Genomic DNA, 16943 nt, shown 5'->3' with positions numbered 1-16943 from the left:
ATGACGATCACCATCAGAGAAGGCGGACCCGACGACATCCCCGTGATACTCGGCATGCTCGACAGCTGTGTCGAGTGGCTGGTCTCACAGGGGCGCACGGGGCAATGGGGGACGAAGCCGCTGTCGAAGAGCGCGAGGACCGTGGAGTCGGTCACGCGGAGCACGGCAGGTGGCCAGGTCTTCATCGCCGAGGTCGACGGCGCGCCGGCCGCCACCCTCACCCTGGCCGACTCGCCCGGCCCCTCCCTGGCCCATCTCCCCTCGCCCGGCGAGCCCGAGCGGTACATCCACTGGTTGGCCTCCGACCGCCGCTTCGAGGGACATGGCGCGGGCGGCGCCCTGCTCGCCCACGCCGCCGAGGTGACCCGACGGGCGGGCATCTCGCTGCTGCGGGTGGACTGCTACGCGGGCGACGACGGCAAGCTCGTCCGCTACTACGAGAGCCACGGCTTCGTCCGCACCGAGACCTACCGGGGGACGGACGACTGGCCGGGGCAGGTGCTGGCCCGCCGGGTCTGACCCGCGACGGGGGGCGGGGCCCGCAGGCACCCGCCCCTCAATTCGCCGTCAGGCCGCCCTCAGGCAGCCGTGGCCAACCGCTCCCGCTCCCGCGGCACGAACCGCACCTGCGGATGCCCGTGGTTCCAGCCCACCGACAGCCGCAGGCCGCCGACCCGCGCCAGGACCAGGCCGATCGTCACGGCGGCGGCGGCCGTGATCGCGCCGCCCACCGCCAGACCCACCCGGACGCCGTACACGTCCGTGACCCAGCCGGCGATCGGTGCGCCCAGCGGTGCGCCGCCCATGAACACCATCATGTAGAGGGCCATCACCCGGCCCCGCATGCTGGGGTCCGTGGCCATCTGGATGCTGCTGTTGGCGGTGACGTTGACCGTCATGCCGAACATTCCTATCGGGGCCATGAGCAGGGCGAACAGCCACAGGGACGGGGCGAACGCCGCCACGATCTCCATCGTGCCGAAGGCCACCGCCCCCGCGACCAGCACCCGCATCCGGGCCGTACCGCGGCGGGCCGCGAGCAGCGCGCCGGCCAGGGAGCCGACCGCCATCAGGGTGTTGAAGAGGCTGTAGGAGCCGGCGCCCGCGTGGAAGACGTCGTCGGCGAAGGCCGAGAGAAAGACGGGGAAGTTGAAGCCGAAGGTGCTGACGAACCCGGCGAGGACGATGGTCCACATCAGCTCCGGCCGCCCGGCGACATAGCGCAGCCCTTCCCGCAGCTGCCCCTTGCCGCGCGGCGCCCGCTCGACGGCGTACAGCTCACGGTCCCGCATCAGCAGCAGGCCGACGAGCGGCGCGACGAAGGACAGGCCGTTGGCGAGGAACGCCCAGCCGGTGCCGACACCGGTGATCATCAGGCCGGCCACGGCGGGGCCGACCAGGCGGGCCGACTGGAAGTTCGCCGAGTTCAGGCTGACCGCGTTCTGCAGCTGGTCCGGGCCGACCATCTCGGAGACGAACGACTGCCGGGCCGGGTTGTCGACGACGGTCGCCAGACCGACGACGAAGGCGGCCAGGTAGACGTGCCAGACCTGGACGTGCCCGGAGAGGGTGAGGACGGCGAGTGCGATGCCGGTGACGGCCATCGACGTCTGGGTGACGAGCAGCGTGCGGCGCTTGGGCAGGCGGTCGACGAGGACGCCGCCGTAGAGGCCGAAGAGCAGCATCGGCAGGAACTGCAGGGCCGTCGTGATGCCGACGGCGGTGGCGGAGCCGGTGAGGCTGAGCACCAGCCAGTCCTGCGCGATGCGCTGCATCCAGGTGCCGGTGTTGGAGACGACCTGGCCGAGGAAGAAGAGGCGGTAGTTCCTGACCTTCAGCGAGCTGAACATCGAGGACTTGCGGGGCCCCCGGGCGGGCGGGGAGTCGTGGGTGGTCGGTGCGGGGGCGGAGTCTGCTCCGGATCCCGTACTCAAAAGGGTTCGCCTCCTCTTGGCTGCTTACAGGTGTGCGAGCTTCTCCAGCACGGGGGCGGCGGCGCGCAGTTTCGCCCACTCGTCCTCGTCGAGACCCTCGACCAGGGTCGCCAGGAAGGCGTTGCGCTTACGGCGGCTCTCCTCGAGCATCGCCTCGGCCTGCTCGGTCTTCGTGACGACCTTCTGGCGCCGGTCCTCCGGGTGCGGCTCCAGCCGGACCAGTCCCTTGGCCTCAAGCAGGGCGACGATACGGGTCATCGACGGCGGCTGAACGTGCTCCTTGCGGGCGAGCTCACCGGGGGTGGCCTTTCCGCAGAGGGAGAGGGTGCCCAGCACCGACATCTCGGTGGGGCTCAGCGACTCGTCGACCCGCTGGTGCTTGAGCCGGCGTGACAGTCGCATCACGGCGGAGCGCAGGGAGTTCACGGCGGCAGCGTTGTCGCCATGGGTAAGGTCCGACATGTTCTTTAGCTTAACTCATTACCCTCGCTAAAGACCACCAGGGACACGCATGGATGCCCGTGAGTCCGGCCACTGAAGCCTGACATCACCCATATGGGTGATCTGGCAGCGGAACGTGACACACCGCACCGAAGAGTGCCGCGACCCTCATGGTCATGGGGACCAGCGTGCTCAGCCTGCGAATAGACCATGAGCTGCTCGAACGGCTCCGACAGCATGCCGCGAAAAGAGGAATGAGCGTCCAGGACTACGTAGTCCGAACGCTCATCCGCGATGACTTCGACGAACGGTTCCAGGCCGCCGTGGAAGAGACAGAGAAGTTCTACGGGCGCACGTGAGCAACGGGCCCACGTGAGAGACGGCTTACGTGAGGCCCAGCGCCGGCATCAGGTAGTAGAAGCCGAACACCGCCGCCACGACGTACATCGCGATCGGCACCTCCCGGCCCCGCCCGGCGGCCAGGCGCAGCACCGCGAAGGTGATGAAGCCCATGCCGATGCCGTTGGTGATCGAGTAGGTGAACGGCATCATCACCATCGTCACGAAGGCCGGGATCGCGATGGTGTAGTCGGCCCAGTCGATCTCCTTGACGGAGTTCGCGAGGATCAGGAAGCCGACCGCCAGCAGGGCCGGGGTGGCCGCCTGGGACGGGACCATGGTGGCGACGGGCGTCAGGAACAGCGCCACACCGAACAGGGCGCCGGTGACGACGTTCGCGAATCCGGTGCGGGCGCCCTCGCCGACGCCGGCCGTGGACTCCACGAACGCGGTGGTGGCCGAGGAGGAGCTGGCGCCGCCCGCGGCGACGGCGAGGCCGTCGACGAACAGGACCTTGTTGATGCCGGGCATCTGCCCCTGGGCGTCGGTCAGCTTCGCCTCGTCGCTGACGCCCATGATCGTGCCCATGGCGTCGAAGAAGCAGGACAGCAGGACGGTGAAGACGAAGAGGATGCCGGTCAGCGCGCCGACCTTGCCGAAGCCGCCGAAGAGGTCGACCTCGCCGATCAGGCCGAAGTCGGGGCTGGCGACGGGGTTTCCGGGCCACTTCGGGGTCGTCAGGCCCCAGGACGGCACGTTCGCGACGGCCTCGATGACGACCGCGAGCACGGTCATCGCGACGATCGAGATGAGGATCGCGCCGGGGACCTTGCGCACGATCAGCGCGAGGGTGAGCAGCGCGCCGAGGATGAAGACCAGCACCGGCCAGCCGTTGAGGTGGCCGTCGCCGCCGAGCTGGAGCGGGACCGTGGTCTGGGCGGCGTCCGGGATGCGCGAGACGAAACCGGAGTCGACGAGGCCGATCAGCATGATGAACAGGCCGATGCCGATGGAGATGGCCTTGCGCAGACCGTAGGGCACGGCGTTCATCACGCGCTCGCGCAGACCGGTGGCGACGAGCAGCATGACCACGAAGCCGGCCAGGACCACCATGCCCATGGCGTCCGGCCAGGACATCCGGGGCGCCAGCTGGAGTGCGACGACCGAGTTCACGCCGAGACCGGCGGCGAGCGCGATCGGCACATTGCCGATGACGCCCATGAGGAGGGTGGTGAACGCCGCCGTCAGCGTCGTCGCGGTGACGAGCTGTCCGTTGTCGAGCTGATGCCCGTACATGTCCTTCGCGCTGCCGAGGATGATCGGGTTCAGCACGATGATGTAGGCCATCGCGAAGAAGGTGGCGAGGCCGCCGCGGATCTCACGGGGCAGCGTGCTGCCGCGTTCGGAGATCTTGAAGAAGCGGTCGAGTGCGCCGTAAGCGGGCCCGGCTCCCGGCTGTTCAGGGGTGGGGGCCTTGGCAGGAGCCGAGGTGGGCATGTTTTTGGTTGTTCCTACGAAGAGAAGTGGTCAGACACAAACCGTTTCAGTATGAACATATAAGGGCTCGATCTGCTATCTCCGCGCGTAGATGCGCGTGGATGCCAGCGCCATGCCATCGCCTCGTACCGGGATCCGATCGCCTCGTAAGCTGTCCTCCATGGCCGGTCTTTTCTCGGGATCCTTCAAGCACGAGGCGCCGGAGCCCCTGGAGGGCCCCGTGGTCGCCACCATCACCGGCGGCACGATCATCTGGTTCGTCCTCTTCGTCGTCCAGCTCCCCTTCTACGGCTGGTTCGACGACCGCGGACAGGCCTGGTGGGTGTGGACCTGTCTGGCCGGCGGCGGGCTGGGGCTCATCGGCATCTGGTACGTCCGCAGGCGCGACGCCGCCCTCAAGCGGGCGGCGGCTCTGGAGGAGCCCCGGGAAACCACGGGCGAACCCCAGTCGTCCTGAGGTGCCGCGCCGTACGACCACGGCACGACGCCGGTCCTACCCAGGTCGGAACTTCCGTGCACTCGGCGGGTGAAGGCGTAGATCCGCACGTACCGTCGAAGGCATGACGCATACCGACATGGGCGCCGAAGTGGACAACCCTGTGCACCCCGTTCGCGCCCCGGTGGCGACGGGCGGGCTGACCGCCGCCGAGGTGGCCGAGCGGGTCGCCCGGCGGGAGGTCAACGACGTTCCGGTGCGCAGCAGCCGGTCGATGACCGACATCGTCCGCGCCAACGTGTTCACCCGCTTCAACGCGATCATCGGCGTGCTCTGGGTGATCATGCTGTTCGTCGCGCCCATCCAGGACAGCCTGTTCGGCTTCGTGATCCTCGCCAACACCGGCATCGGGATCGTCCAGGAGTGGCGGGCGAAGAAGACCCTCGACTCGCTCGCCGTGATCGGCGAGGCCCGGCCCACCGTGCGGCGCGACGGGGTGGCCGGCGAGGTCAGCACCTCGGAGATCGTGCTCGACGACCTGATAGAGATCGGGCCGGGCGACAAGGCCGTCGTGGACGGTGTGTGCGTCGAGGCCGACGGGCTGGAGATCGACGAGTCGCTGCTCACCGGCGAGGCAGACCCGGTCGTCAAGCAGCCCGGGGACCAGGTGCTGTCCGGCAGCTTCGTCGTCGCCGGGGGCGGCGCCTTCCAGGCCACCAAGGTCGGGCGCGAGGCCTACGCCGCGCAGCTCGCCGAGGAGGCGTCCCGCTTCACGCTGGTCCAGTCCGAGCTGCGCTCCGGTATCTCCACCATCCTCAAGTACGTGACCTGGATGATGATCCCGGCCGCGACCGGCCTGATCATCACCCAGCTCGTCGCCAAGGACAACGCGCTCGACGACTCGATCGCCCGGACCGTCGGCGGCATCGTGCCGATGGTCCCCGAGGGGCTGGTGCTCCTCACCTCGGTCGCCTTCGCCATCGGCGTCATCCGGCTCGGCCGCAAACAGTGCCTCGTGCAGGAACTGCCCGCCATAGAGGGCCTCGCCCGCGTCGACACCGTCTGCCTCGACAAGACCGGCACGCTCACCGAGGGCGGCATGGACGTCACCGAGCTGCGGCCCCTGGGCGGCAACGACGAGGAGTACGTACGCAAGGTGCTGGGCGCCCTCGGCGAGTCCGACCCCCGCCCGAACGCCTCCCTCCAGGCCATCATCGACGCCTACCCCGACGCCGATGACTGGCGCTGCACCGAGTCCCTCCCCTTCTCCTCCGCCCGCAAGTACAGCGGCGCCGCCTTCAGCGAGGGCAACGGCGAGGCCAGTTCGTGGCTGCTGGGCGCACCCGACGTCCTGCTCGGCGACGACGATCCCGCCCTGGCCGAAACGGACCGGCTGAACGAACAGGGGCTACGGGTCCTGCTGCTCGCCCGGGTCGGCCGCGACCTCGACGATCCCGAGGTCGCGCAGGGAGCCAAGCCCGCCGCCCTGGTGGTACTGGAACAGCGGCTGCGGCCCGACGCCGCCGACACCCTGCACTACTTCGCCGAGCAGAACGTCCGCGCCAAGGTGATCTCCGGGGACAACGCGGTGTCCGTGGGCGCGGTGGCGACCAAGCTCGGGCTGGCCGGTACGACGGTCGATGCGCGCCGGCTCCCGCGGGACCAGGACGCGATGGCTACGGCCCTCGACGAGGGCACGGTGTTCGGGCGGGTCACCCCGCAGCAGAAGCGGGACATGGTGGGCGCGCTGCAGTCCCACGGGCACACGGTCGCCATGACCGGCGACGGTGTGAACGACGTCCTCGCCCTGAAGGACGCCGACATCGGTGTGGCCATGGGCTCCGGGTCGGAGGCCACGCGCGCGGTCGCGCAGATCGTGCTGCTCAACAACAGCTTCGCGACGCTGCCGTCGGTGGTCGCCGAAGGGCGTCGGGTCATCGGCAACATCACGCGCGTGGCGACGCTGTTCCTGGTCAAGACCGTCTATTCGGTGCTACTGGCGCTGATGGTGGTGTGCTGGCAGGTGGAGTACCCGTTCCTGCCGCGCCATCTGACGCTGCTGTCCACCCTCACCATCGGCGTCCCCGCCTTCTTCCTGGCCCTCGCGCCCAACAAGGAACGCGCGAAACCCCACTTCGTACGGCGGGTCATGCGGTACTCGATACCGGGCGGGGTGGTGGCCGCGGTGGCGACGTTCCTGACGTACCTGATCGCCCGTCACTACTACACCGGCGAGGGCGCCCTGGACGCGGAGACCAGCGCCGCCACGCTGACGCTGTTCCTGATCGCGATGTGGGTGCTGATCATCATCGCCCGGCCTTACACGTGGTGGCGGGTCGCCCTCGTGGCGGCGATGGGGCTCGGATTCCTGGTGGTGCTGGTGGTGCCGTGGCTGCAGGAGTTCTTCGCGCTGCGGCTGGTGGGCATGACGATGCCGTGGATCGCGGTGGGCATCTCGGCGGTGGCCGCCCTCACCCTGGAGGTCGCCTGGAGGTGGGTCGACCGCCGCTTCCCGGCCTAGCCGCTGCGCTCGGCTCCGGCCGGGGAGGGATGACGCCGTAGGTCACCGCGCGACCGTTGTGGCTGGTCGCGCGGTTCCCCGCACCCCTGGGGGTGTCCTAACGGACGTCGACGAAGTCACCCGTGGCGTTGACCGCCGGGGTCGTGCTCGTGCCCGCGAAGATGTAGCGGAAGTAGCCGTCCTGCGACGCGGTGACCGTCGTCTTCAGGTTGCCCGTCGAGTTCGACTTGATCGTCTTGACGGTGCTGTAGGTGTTGCTGCCCTTCTTGCGGAACTGCAGCTTCACCGACTGGTTCGTGTAGCCGTGGTACTTGTTGTCCTCCCAGTTGGCCCGGGAGAGCTTGCCGGTGACCGTGATGGTCTTGCCCTTCTTCACCGGCTCCGGCGAGGCGTTGACCGTCAGCTGGGAGTTGCGCTGGATCAGGGTGGTGGCGAGGCCGCCCTTGTCGGCGTATCCGACCTTGGTGATGTCGAAGGTCTCGGCCGAGGGGTCCTGACCGTTGAGCGCGATGGCCATCGCGCCGGCCTTCCAGCTGCCCGCGTCCGCGTTCCACAGCTCGCCGTCAGCCGGGTACACGTCGATCGTGCCGGTGCAGTTGGCGGTGGTCGACGAAGCCGGCGTGCACTTGCCGTAGTTGTTGCCGAACAGCATGTTGTCCGGCGCGTCGAAGGCGCCCTTGTAGATGTACGGGTCGGTGTAGAAGTCCTCGGCGGTGATGTCGAGGTCCGCACCGTGGGTCAGCTTGTACGTCACCTTGGCGGAGACGTGGTTGGTCGTCCCGACCTTGACCGCCTTGGCGACCTTGAAGTCGGAGAAGGTGACGTTCAGGGCGTACGGCTCGTCCTCTCCGGGGGCGCGGGTACCGAACGCGCTCTTGCCGGACGCGGCGTGCGCGGCCTCACGGATCTTCGCGACGTCCGCACGGCTCACGGCGTCGTCGGCCTGCGCGGCCGGCACGGCGAGGGCGGAGAGGGCCAGGGCGCCGGAGACGGCGGCCACAGTGGCTCGTATGCGCATGCGTTCTCCACGTGGAGAAGGGCCCCGGTGGATCGCCGAGCACCGTGTCTCGCGATCACACCGGGGCCGAGTGATCGTTGGAGCCTGTTGGCTCACAAGATCAGATATGCGGCACGAGTGGAGGGTTGTGCCGCTGGTGTGGATGTTGCGTAAGCGTTACTGACGCTGAGTGAACGCGGGGCGATTGCCCGCTTTCACCGCACGTCGACGAAGTCACCCGTGGCGTTGACCGCCGGGGTGGTCGACGTGCCCGCGAAGCCGTAACGGAAGTAGCCGTCCTGCGACGCGGTGACCGTGGTCTTCAGGTCGCCCTTCGAGTTGGTCTTGATGGTCTTGACGGTGCTGTAGGTGCTGCTGCTCTTCTTGCGGAACTGCAGCTTCACGGACTGCGTGGCGTAGCCCGAGTAGGTGCCGGACTCCCAGTTGGCGCGGGTCAGCTTGCCGGTGACCGTGATGGTCTTGCCCTTCTTCACCGGCTCCGGCGAGGCGTTGACCGTCAGCTTGGAGGCGCGCTGGACCTGGAAGCTCTTGGCGTTGTCCTTCTGGACGTAGTCGGCGTCGTTGCCCGCCGCGATCGCCCAGACCTTCCAGGTGCCGGCCACCTTGTTGATCAGGTTGTAGCCCGGCTTGAGGTCGAAGGTGGACTTGCAGTTCGACGTCGTCGAGTTGACCACCGTGCACTTGGCGCGACCGTCGCTGCTGTTGGCCACGGCACCGGAGTCGGAGCTGTCGATGTTCGCGCCGTGGAACAGGATCGCCTGGGCCCAGTCGACGCCCGAGTTGTCCTTGACGGTGAAGGACACGGTGATGGTCTTCTTCGCGGTCGACCCGACGACCGCCGCCTTGCCACCGTTCACCACGACGTTCGAGATCGCCGTGTCGCCCTCGACCTCGTCGGCCTGGGCGGCCGGCACGGCAAGAGCGGAAAGGGCCAGGGCGCCGGTGACGACGCCGAGGGTGGCACGCATGCGCATGTGTTGTTTCCCCACGTTGCAAAGGGGCCCCGCCCGGTCACACCCAGCGGCTCGTGGCTGCGTACGGGGCCCAAGTGATCAGAGAGTCCGTTGACTCCCGTGATCAGATTCGCGACGCGTACGAAAGGTTGTACGACTCGTGAGAAATTTGTGCGAGAAATTTCAAGATCAGCCGGAGGGAGGCGCCCCTCAGTCGAACCACCGGTCCCGAGCCAGCTCCTCCGTCCGGGACGGATCCTCCAGCAGTGCCGCCACCTCGAACCGTCGCGGCCACTGCCCCGCCGCCCAGGCGAGCCCCGCGGCGACGCCCTCCAGGGTCGAGGCGTGCAGGGTGCCGTCGTTCGTGTGGCGCCAGTCGATCTCCACGCCGTCGACGACGAGTTCCTCGTGCTCGACGTACGACCGGGGCGTCCGCGCCCCGAGCAGCACCCGTACCGGCTCCGGTACGTCATGCTCGGTGCCCTCGGAGTCCACGTCGCCGGTGACGGACTCGCTCAGCCGCCGCACCTGGAACAGCTCGGCCAGCTCGGCGGCGCGCGAAGGCCGTACGGGAAGCAGCGGCACGCCCTCCGTGAACGGCAGCAGGTCGGGTGAGTCCACGACCACCGCGTCCGCCGCGTCCACCACCTCGACCCGCCCGTCGATCACGGCCCGCAGCTCGTCCGGCAGGGTCACCTGGTCGGGGTCGAGGTCGGCCAGGGCGCCGTACAGGGCGTGCAGCTGGGCGGAGGTGACGCGGCGGTCCGGGTCGGCGAGGCGGTCGAGCAGCTCGGCGCCGCCGCCCGGCTCGTCCAGCAGCGCGGCGACGGAGGTACGCACCCCGAGGGCCCGCAGCACCTGTTCGTCCTCGAAGCCGGTCGCGTCGGCCTCGTCGTACAGGCCGCGCAGCAGCGGATCGCCGCCGGAGGCGAGGAGCCCGGCCGGGCGGCGGCCGTCCAGCACCGGGTGACCGCGCAGCCACCAGGCGGTGTACGGCCGTACGACCTCGTGCGTGCCGTCGGGCAGCAGGATCCGCACCTGCTGGGTCAGCGCGTCCCGCAGGGGCGGCCGGGCGAGCAGGGCGAGGGCCTGGGGCCACTTGTCGTCGTCCACCAGGTCCAGGTCGCGTACGGCGATCAGCTCGGTGGCGACCGGCGGTACCGGCGTGTCCGGGAAGCGGTCGAGGATGTCCTCGCTCCAGACGTCCACGGCGTCCAGCAGACCCGGGTCGTCGGGCTCGGCGAAGTCGCCCTCGCGCGGCTCCAGTTCGTCCGGGTCGAGGACGACGTCCGTGGCGCGCACGAGGGCGAAGTTCGCGAGGACACCACAGGCCGCGAGGGGCTGCTCGCCCCACTTCTCGGCCAGTTCGGCGTCCACGGTGGCGAGTTCGCCGTCCCGCATGACCTGGTGGAAGGGGCTGCCGGGGAGGACGAGTTCACCGGCGGGCGCGGGCTCGCCCTCCTCGTCGGGCAGCGCGAGGGCGCCGAGCCACGGCTCGTCACCGGGCTCCAGGCCCGCTTCGCGCACGAGGGCGAGGACGGTGTCGGCCAGTTCCTCGGCGTCGGGCGTGTCCTCCTCCCAGCTCAGCGCGCCGTCGTCGTCCAGGGAGGCGGCGACCGCGGCGCGCACCTGGGGCGTGGTGAGGACCGCGCGGGGCGTGGCCGGCAGGGCGCCGAGCTTCTCCAGGAGCGGGTGCGCGGCGTCCGGGTGGGCGACCTTCAGGCCGAGGCGGGCCAGGATCTCCGGGTCGACGGGGGCGCCGTCGGAGGTGGGGAGCAGGATCTGCCGGGGGCCGATGGTGGTGCGCCCGTCGGCCAGCGGCACGGGCAGGCCGGACAGCCGGTCCGGGTCGACCCCGGCGAGGCTGTCGTAGAGCCGCCGCCACCAGCCCGGCTCCTTCTCCAGCCCGGCGAGGCGGTCGACCGCGTCGGTCAGCGGGACCCGGGTGACGCCCAACGTCCGCAGCTCCACGCGCCGTTCGAGCCCGGCGGGGAGGAGGGTGGGCAGTACCTCGGCGAGGACGTGCACGGTGTCGGCGCCGGCGCCTTCGACCACTTCGGCGTCCCGGGGCCGCAGGGACTCGGGCAGCTCGGAGTCCTGCTCCTGCGGCTGGACGGCGGGCGGCAGGAACGACGTGCGGGGCAGGCGCTCCAGGATGGCCTGGCGCAGGGCGCCGTCGAGTTCGCCCTTGCCGAGCGGGCCGGGCACGAGGCCGATGATGCCGTCGCTCACCGGGCGCCAGTCGGCGAGCAGTTCGGCGTACGCGTCCGCCGCCCGCTGCACGAGGAAGTCGGTGAGCGGGCCGGGGGCGGCGTGCCGGCGGGTGGTGTCGAGGGGGAAGGAGGCGATGAGGAGGGCGGGGACGCCGAGGGCCTCGTCGCTGGGCGTCGGCGCGTGGACGACGGGGGCGGTGCGGGGCCGGGCGGGCGTGCTGTCGGCGGCGTTGACCGGGACGGCCCAGGTGAGCGACCAGTGGGGGCGCAGCCGCTCCTCGACCGGGCGGTCGGCGAGCAGTTCGGGCGTGAGCGGGCCGTGGGCGGCGGCCGTACGCCAGTGGGTGACGCCGTTGGCGGAGTCCTCCACGACGGTGAAGGGTCCGTCGGCTCCACGGCGCAGGGTGCGCGGCTCGGCATCGCCGACCTCGATCACGACCTCCTCCAGCCCGGGCAGGGCGAGGAGCAGGGCGTCGTCGACGGAGTGCAGCAGCCGCTCGGCGAGGTCGGCCGCGGCGGTGTCGCGCAGAGGGAGGATGACGACCGTGTCGTAGGGGTCCGGGGCGGTGCCCTCGGCGGCGAACGGCAGGCGCAGCAGCGGCACATGTCCGTCCCGCCGCCGGATCTCGTCCCCGAGCCCCGGGCTGTGTGCCGCGGTCTCCCGGGCCAGTTCACGGGCCTCGGCGAGGGACCACCGGACACCGCCGTGCCGCCCGACGACGGCGGGTTCGTCGGTGACCGCGATCACGGACGCGAAGCCGACACCGAACCGGCCGACGGAGGCCGAGTCCCGCTTGGCGGAGGCGCGCAGGGTGGCCAGCGACTCGACACCGCCCGCGTCCAGCGCAGCACCGGTGTTGGCGGCGACGAGAACACCCTCGCGGAGGGTGAGCCGGAGCTTTCCGGGCACTCCCGCCCTGGCGGCGGCGTCGGCGGCGTTCTGAGCGAGCTCGACGACGAGCCGGTCCCGGTACCCGCCGAGGACGAGGTCCTCCTCGGCGTTGGCGTCCTCCCGGAAACGGGCCGGACTGGTCGCCCAGGCATCCAGCACGCCGCGACGCAGACGGGCCGTACCGAAGGGGTCGGCGCCCTCGGCCGCAGGCCGCACGAACTTGCTCACGTTGACTCTCCTCATCGGCGTGATGATGAAGGTACCGCTCATGGGAAGTGTGCGCGCCGCCTGCCCGCGCCGCCGGGACGCGCGTGCCGACCGTCCCGGCCGGCTCACGCGACTGCCGTCTCACAACTCCCTTGCCGCACCGGCGGTCAACTGCCTAGCATCGCGTTCACTATCGCGAATCGAATGTTGTTCCGGTGCATCGGGGGCCTGGCGTGACGTTGGTGATGGCGGTGGCGGCCGTCTGGGGCGTACTGCAACTTTTCGCGATTTCCTCACCGACGCGTTCGGTGCGCCTGTCGACCGTGCTGCTGGCGCTCGCGGTGGGCGTGTACGGGTGCGGCGTGGCGACGGCGTTGGTGGAGTTCGCCTATACCCGTGTCTACGCGGAGCAGTCGGGCCGGTCGCTGGTGACGGTGGTGAACACCACCAGCTACACGGTCGCTCCTTGGGTGGAGGAGTTACTCAAGGTTTCCCCGCTGCTGCTGGCGGGGCTGAGCATGCGGGTCCGCCGCCAGTGGGGGCTGACCGACTGCACCGTGGTGGGCGCGGCTCTCGGGGCGGGTTTCGGGCTGCTGGAGGCGGTTCTCCGGTTCGGCCTGGACGCGGACCGGGCGATCACCCGCGGCGAGGGCTGGATCGTCCCCGACAGCCTGTCCCCGCCGTATGTGCCGGGCCTGGGACAGGTGCTCACGTCGTGGCTCCCGGCCCCGTTCAGCCAACTGAACCTGGGCGGCCCTGCTGCCACGGAAACGTTCACGCACCTGGTGTTCACGGCCATGGCCGGCTTCGGGGTCGGGCTGCTGTGGCGCGCGCACGGCTGGATACGCCTGCTGTCGATCCTCCCGATCGCCGCTGCCGCCGCCCACCACACGGTGAACAACTACGCGGTGCAGGAGCATGCCGCCGGGACCAGGGAATGGCTGGAGTCCCTGAACGAGCTGGCATGGGCCGCGCCACTCGTGTGCCTGGCCATCGCCATGGCCGCGGACCTGCGCCGGCTCCACCGCGCCAAGGGCGCCATGCCCGACGTACTCCTCGCGTCCGAACGTGCCGACGGCGACAGCCTGGGAGCTCTGCTGCGGTATGCGGCCTGGCGTCTGCCGTGGAGCCTGCTGCTCGTCCTTCGTTACGTCAGGCTGCGGCGCTCCTTGCTGTACGCAGCCGCCGAGCCGACGCCGCCCGGCGAAACGAGGGACCTACGTCGAGTGGTCGCCGGGATCACCGCCCGGATGGACGCGTCCGACAACGGGCGTGCCTGGCAGTCGCTGAACATCCGCGCCTGGCTGAAGGCCACCCGAGCGGCCCGGCGTACCCGGAACCGGTGGCTGCTGCTGCTGATCCCGTGCGTGCTCATGCTCCCGGCGCTGCTGTTCCTGGGCGTCGGCTCGTTCACCTCCACCGCCGGCCTCCAGGAGTACTTCAGTACCGGTGCGGGGCCGAAGATCCTCATGGGCTTCGGCGTTGCCGCCCTGGCCTGGATCGCGTACCAGCTGGTCACCCTCCTCCGCACCTGGCGACTGGCGTCGGCACAGCCCCTGGGGGAAGTGCTGGCGGCCCACCGCTTCCGCCTCGGAACGGCACTGGGGGCGGCCACGACCGGCGTCCTCCTCCTGTCGCGCGGCCTCGGCGACGCGGGCCCCGACGGCAGAACCATCCGCACGCTCCACCTCCTCGACGCCCTGGACACCTTCCTGGTCTACCTCGGCTTCGCCCTCCTCCTGCTCTCGCTGCTGGCCCTGTTCCCACCGGGCGGCTTCGCGCTGGCCGGAGGCGGGATGATCGGCGCGCTCACGGCCGAGGCGGCGCTCAGTGCCGGGGTGCTGGGTACGGCGGGCGTCGTGCTGATGTCGGTCGGTGCCGGGGGAACGGGTGCGAGTGATCCGGGCGGCGGCAAGAGCGACGGCGTCCCGCAGTGGCTGCGTGACAAGTGGAAGGCGGGGCGGCAATTCAACAGGCAGAACTGGCCGCGTTACCCGGCCAACGAGGTCTACCTAGAAAACGGAAAATACCTCGACTCGTATCGCCCCGGGAAAGAGATCGTTTCCCGCAAACAGACGCAGATAGCGAAGATCAAGCCAGATTCATTCAAGGACTATCTGCGAGAGATCAATCAGAAGTACAAGGCAGGAACGAAAATACCGGACACGCCAAAAGCGCGTGCAGAATATCCGCAGTTGATCGGGAAACCCCTGAAGGGTAAGTACTATCTGGAAGTCCCCGTCCAGTCGCATCCTGTGCCAGAATGGGCACTGAGGGAAGCAGCGAACCACGGCGTAATAATCCGAGACGTACAGGGTTTCGTCTACCGGCTACCGAAGGGGACGGGCTGAACCAGTCATGATCTGGACCTACTGCGAGCAGTGGAACAACCTCGCCGAAACGCCCATAAATCCCTTGACGCCCGAGCAGGCTCAAGCCCGGCACGACAAGGGCGAGTTGTACACCGCAGTCGCCGCCTCCGCCGGACAGTCCGCACCGGCCCTGCGGGTGGAAATGCGACTGGAGACCGGCTACGCCTCGGTCATCTTCATGGACGAATACGGCCGCGACACACTGGACTACACATTCACGCTCATCGACGGCTCCTTCTTTCTGGAGACAGCGACCTCGTACAGTTATGGCGATTCTCGGGAGCGAGGCGGGTACGCAGACGCGGACCGCACTGAGACATATGAATTCACCACTGGCGGCGTCATCCAGCGCGCGATCGAGGACGAGAGTGGCGAATGCGTGGAGAACCGTGATGGAGTCGATGTTTCCGCCAACTGGGAGCCGGTTCCCGATTTCGGCGCTTACTCCTCATTGAGCAGACGCGAACGCTAGAGTCATTCCGGCGGTGGCCCACGGCGCGGAACTCCTTCTCGGCGGGCCGGAACGTGGCGGAGCCCGGGAGTCGTATCCAGCTCCCGGGCCCCTGGGGATGCCACCCAATTGCGCACGCCGGCGGCGTTTAAGAGGTCGGATCAGTCATCATGCCGTCGTGTTCTTCCTTTGAACTACCGCACCACGCAAAAGGTGCAGGCGAGATTCGAACTCGCATCCGACGGCGTTCGTCCGGCCTCGGTCGATCCGGCGATCGGCGGCAATGCTGAGACTGGAGCGAGAGTCTGAGATTGATCGCGGCTGCCTCTGCCATGTTGGGCTACCCCGGCCCGGATGGGTGTCGTAGTGCCGGGGGAAGGACTCGAACCTTCACTGTCACCGCGTCTTTCAGGCTGAACTTCAGTGTCAGCTTGCGCTCATCACGCGAACCGGGCCTCAATCCCGGCCCGCGCCTGTTGCGCACCCCCGCGCTCGCACGCGGGGGCGATCATGGAGGCTACCCGTGATCGGCGTCAGCCGAACAGGTAGCCGAACACCGCGTCGCCGACCCGCTGATCGGTGACCTCGGCGCCGTTGGCCTCCTCGCGGGCGAACTTCACGGCCTGCTGGAGCTTCTCGACCCGCTCCACCAGTTCGTTGACCCGCCGCGCCGGAAGGGCCCCGGAGAACTTCACGGTCGTCCAGTACCCGATGGGCACGTCCTCGTAGTACACCTCGACCTGCGCCGGGTGCTTCTCCGTCGCCTCCGCCTTCACGTGGTTGCGCGGAACCTTCTTCGTACGGATCGTGCGGACCGGGTCCGTCTTCCACCAGTCCGTGGACGGGTCGGGGGACCAGGACTCGGCGGCGTCGAGCGTGGGAAGCTTTTTCACGAAGGTGTGCAGGTCGGTGAGCTGCTTCTCCAGGAAGAGGAGGTAGCTGACCGGAACGTCGGCGACGACCGTCCGCCCGTCGACCGTGACGTCGGCGCGTGCCGAGCAGTTGGCCCAGTCCTTCGTGGCGGTCACGTCGAACAGCCGGGTCAGCGACGCGGACATCTCCCGCAGCACGTCCTCCGCCTGCACCTGCACGCGCGTGGACTCAGGCGGCAGTTGCTCGCCCTCCTCGTCCTTCGGCTGGTACGTACGCGAGATACCGGCCAGCAGCGCGGGCTTCTGTACCTTGTGGTGCGCCGCGGTGATGTCCTGGAGCGACTTGCTCTTGACACCCTTTTCGACAGCGATGATCTGATTCAGCTTCGCCACGAGTTCCCCCTTCGAACAGGCAGGAACGTATCCCACCGGCTCGAACGCGTGCACTCGCTTTTCAGGTGACTCACAAGGCGTGAGAGCCTGCTGTGCGGTTGATCATGCAGACATCTCATCCGCACGGGAGTGCCGCACAATGCTGGACTTGATCAAGGAGACCCTCGGCGAACTGGCCTGGGGGGTCCTCGCGATCATCCTGTTCCTCTGGTGGATCGGCGGTCCGGGGGTGACCGCGATCATCTGGAGCGATGGTGACAGGCTCCTCGCGGTCCAGTTCCTGGCACTCTGGGCGGGAGTCACCACGCTGTACCTCACGGCCTCCTGGCTGATCCGCCGCGCCCGCCGCAGCTAGGACTTGTCCGGCCGATCATGTGACTGGTCCGAACCCGGGTCGTTGGTGT

14 protein-coding genes are annotated in these 16943 nt (G+C 69.1%); 7 read left to right on the top strand and 7 right to left on the bottom strand.

All coding sequences use genetic code 11. The features are described from left to right. A complete protein-coding gene (locus OHO27_RS23370) occupies window positions 1–519 on the top strand; it encodes a GNAT family N-acetyltransferase (protein WP_328426932.1) in 519 nt (172 codons plus the stop codon). A 59-nt stretch (window positions 520–578) separates the two neighbouring features. On the opposite strand, the gene OHO27_RS23365 is transcribed toward OHO27_RS23370, so the two are convergent. After that, window positions 579–1934 (bottom strand): MFS transporter, encoded by a 1356-nt coding sequence (locus OHO27_RS23365; RefSeq protein ID WP_328426931.1) that lies wholly within the window; start codon window positions 1932–1934, stop codon window positions 579–581. A 24-nt stretch (window positions 1935–1958) separates the two neighbouring features. Beyond that, window positions 1959–2396 (bottom strand): MarR family winged helix-turn-helix transcriptional regulator, encoded by a 438-nt coding sequence (locus tag OHO27_RS23360; RefSeq protein WP_328426930.1) that lies wholly within the window; start codon window positions 2394–2396, stop codon window positions 1959–1961. 155 nt (window positions 2397–2551) lie between these two features. Between OHO27_RS23360 and OHO27_RS23355 the strand changes: the two genes are divergently transcribed. Beyond that, entirely contained in the window at window positions 2552–2734 is a 183-nt protein-coding gene (locus OHO27_RS23355; RefSeq protein ID WP_328426929.1) for a ribbon-helix-helix protein, CopG family, read from the top strand. 25 nt (window positions 2735–2759) lie between these two features. On the opposite strand, the gene OHO27_RS23350 is transcribed toward OHO27_RS23355, so the two are convergent. Further along, the gene (locus tag OHO27_RS23350) at window positions 2760–4211 is read right to left on the bottom strand and encodes an NCS2 family permease (RefSeq protein ID WP_328426928.1); all 1452 of its coding nucleotides are present in this window, start codon (window positions 4209–4211) and stop codon (window positions 2760–2762) included. A 160-nt stretch (window positions 4212–4371) separates the two neighbouring features. On the opposite strand from OHO27_RS23350, the gene OHO27_RS23345 reads away from it, so the two are divergent. Both OHO27_RS23345 and OHO27_RS23340 read left to right on the top strand, forming a co-directional pair. Further along, window positions 4372–4668, top strand: a complete 297-nt coding sequence (locus tag OHO27_RS23345; RefSeq protein WP_328426927.1) for a DUF2530 domain-containing protein — start codon at window positions 4372–4374, stop codon at window positions 4666–4668. A 103-nt stretch (window positions 4669–4771) separates the two neighbouring features. Then, a complete protein-coding gene (locus OHO27_RS23340) occupies window positions 4772–7168 on the top strand; it encodes a cation-translocating P-type ATPase (protein WP_328426926.1) in 2397 nt (798 codons plus the stop codon). 97 nt (window positions 7169–7265) lie between these two features. Here OHO27_RS23340 and OHO27_RS23335 read toward each other — a convergent pair whose 3' ends face one another. The 3 genes from OHO27_RS23335 to OHO27_RS23325 all read right to left on the bottom strand — a co-directional run bounded on the left by OHO27_RS23335 (window position 7266) and on the right by OHO27_RS23325 (window position 12487). Next, a complete protein-coding gene (locus OHO27_RS23335; protein ID WP_328426925.1) occupies window positions 7266–8186 on the bottom strand; it encodes a hypothetical protein in 921 nt (306 codons plus the stop codon). A gap of 194 nt (window positions 8187–8380) precedes the next feature. Then, entirely contained in the window at window positions 8381–9160 is a 780-nt protein-coding gene (locus OHO27_RS23330; RefSeq protein WP_328426924.1) for a calcium-binding protein, read from the bottom strand. 189 nt (window positions 9161–9349) lie between these two features. Then, the gene (locus OHO27_RS23325) at window positions 9350–12487 is read right to left on the bottom strand and encodes a sacsin N-terminal ATP-binding-like domain-containing protein (RefSeq protein WP_328426923.1); all 3138 of its coding nucleotides are present in this window, start codon (window positions 12485–12487) and stop codon (window positions 9350–9352) included. 197 nt (window positions 12488–12684) lie between these two features. Here OHO27_RS23325 and OHO27_RS23320 point away from each other — a divergent pair, with 197 nt between their 5' ends. Together OHO27_RS23320 and OHO27_RS23315 are read left to right on the top strand one after the other, a co-directional pair. Further along, the gene (locus OHO27_RS23320) at window positions 12685–14802 is read left to right on the top strand and encodes a PrsW family glutamic-type intramembrane protease (protein WP_328426922.1); all 2118 of its coding nucleotides are present in this window, start codon (window positions 12685–12687) and stop codon (window positions 14800–14802) included. A 7-nt stretch (window positions 14803–14809) separates the two neighbouring features. Further along, entirely contained in the window at window positions 14810–15295 is a 486-nt protein-coding gene (locus OHO27_RS23315) for a hypothetical protein (protein WP_328426921.1), read from the top strand. Between the two features lie 512 nt (window positions 15296–15807). Here the strand turns inward: OHO27_RS23315 and OHO27_RS23310 are convergent. After that, complete coding sequence (locus OHO27_RS23310; RefSeq protein WP_328426920.1) at window positions 15808–16539, bottom strand: DUF7873 family protein; 732 nt, start codon at window positions 16537–16539, stop codon at window positions 15808–15810. A gap of 139 nt (window positions 16540–16678) precedes the next feature. On the opposite strand from OHO27_RS23310, the gene OHO27_RS23305 reads away from it, so the two are divergent. Continuing rightward, window positions 16679–16894 (top strand): hypothetical protein, encoded by a 216-nt coding sequence (locus OHO27_RS23305; protein ID WP_328426919.1) that lies wholly within the window; start codon window positions 16679–16681, stop codon window positions 16892–16894. The last annotated feature ends 49 nt before the right edge of the window (window positions 16895–16943 follow it).

Source organism: Streptomyces sp. NBC_00443 (assembly GCF_036014175.1).
Classification (GTDB): Bacteria; Actinomycetota; Actinomycetes; order Streptomycetales; family Streptomycetaceae; genus Streptomyces.
Note: the sequence above shows the minus strand (reverse complement) of the source record. Positions and strands in the feature narration are given on the sequence as shown.

Excerpts from the sequence above, each read along its gene's own strand:
- OHO27_RS23370 (WP_328426932.1), top strand. The coding sequence starts at position 1 with ATGACGATCACCATCAGAGAAGGCGGACCCGACGACATCCCCGTGATA.
- OHO27_RS23360 (WP_328426930.1), bottom strand. The coding sequence starts at position 2,396 with ATGTCGGACCTTACCCATGGCGACAACGCTGCCGCCGTGAACTCCCTG.
- OHO27_RS23355 (WP_328426929.1), top strand. The coding sequence starts at position 2,552 with ATGGGGACCAGCGTGCTCAGCCTGCGAATAGACCATGAGCTGCTCGAA.
- OHO27_RS23350 (WP_328426928.1), bottom strand. The coding sequence starts at position 4,211 with ATGCCCACCTCGGCTCCTGCCAAGGCCCCCACCCCTGAACAGCCGGGA.
- OHO27_RS23345 (WP_328426927.1), top strand. The coding sequence starts at position 4,372 with ATGGCCGGTCTTTTCTCGGGATCCTTCAAGCACGAGGCGCCGGAGCCC.
- OHO27_RS23340 (WP_328426926.1), top strand. The coding sequence starts at position 4,772 with ATGACGCATACCGACATGGGCGCCGAAGTGGACAACCCTGTGCACCCC.
- OHO27_RS23335 (WP_328426925.1), bottom strand. The coding sequence starts at position 8,186 with ATGCGCATACGAGCCACTGTGGCCGCCGTCTCCGGCGCCCTGGCCCTC.
- OHO27_RS23330 (WP_328426924.1), bottom strand. The coding sequence starts at position 9,160 with ATGCGCATGCGTGCCACCCTCGGCGTCGTCACCGGCGCCCTGGCCCTT.
- OHO27_RS23325 (WP_328426923.1), bottom strand. The coding sequence starts at position 12,487 with ATGAGGAGAGTCAACGTGAGCAAGTTCGTGCGGCCTGCGGCCGAGGGC.
- OHO27_RS23315 (WP_328426921.1), top strand. The coding sequence starts at position 14,810 with ATGATCTGGACCTACTGCGAGCAGTGGAACAACCTCGCCGAAACGCCC.
- OHO27_RS23305 (WP_328426919.1), top strand. The coding sequence starts at position 16,679 with ATGCTGGACTTGATCAAGGAGACCCTCGGCGAACTGGCCTGGGGGGTC.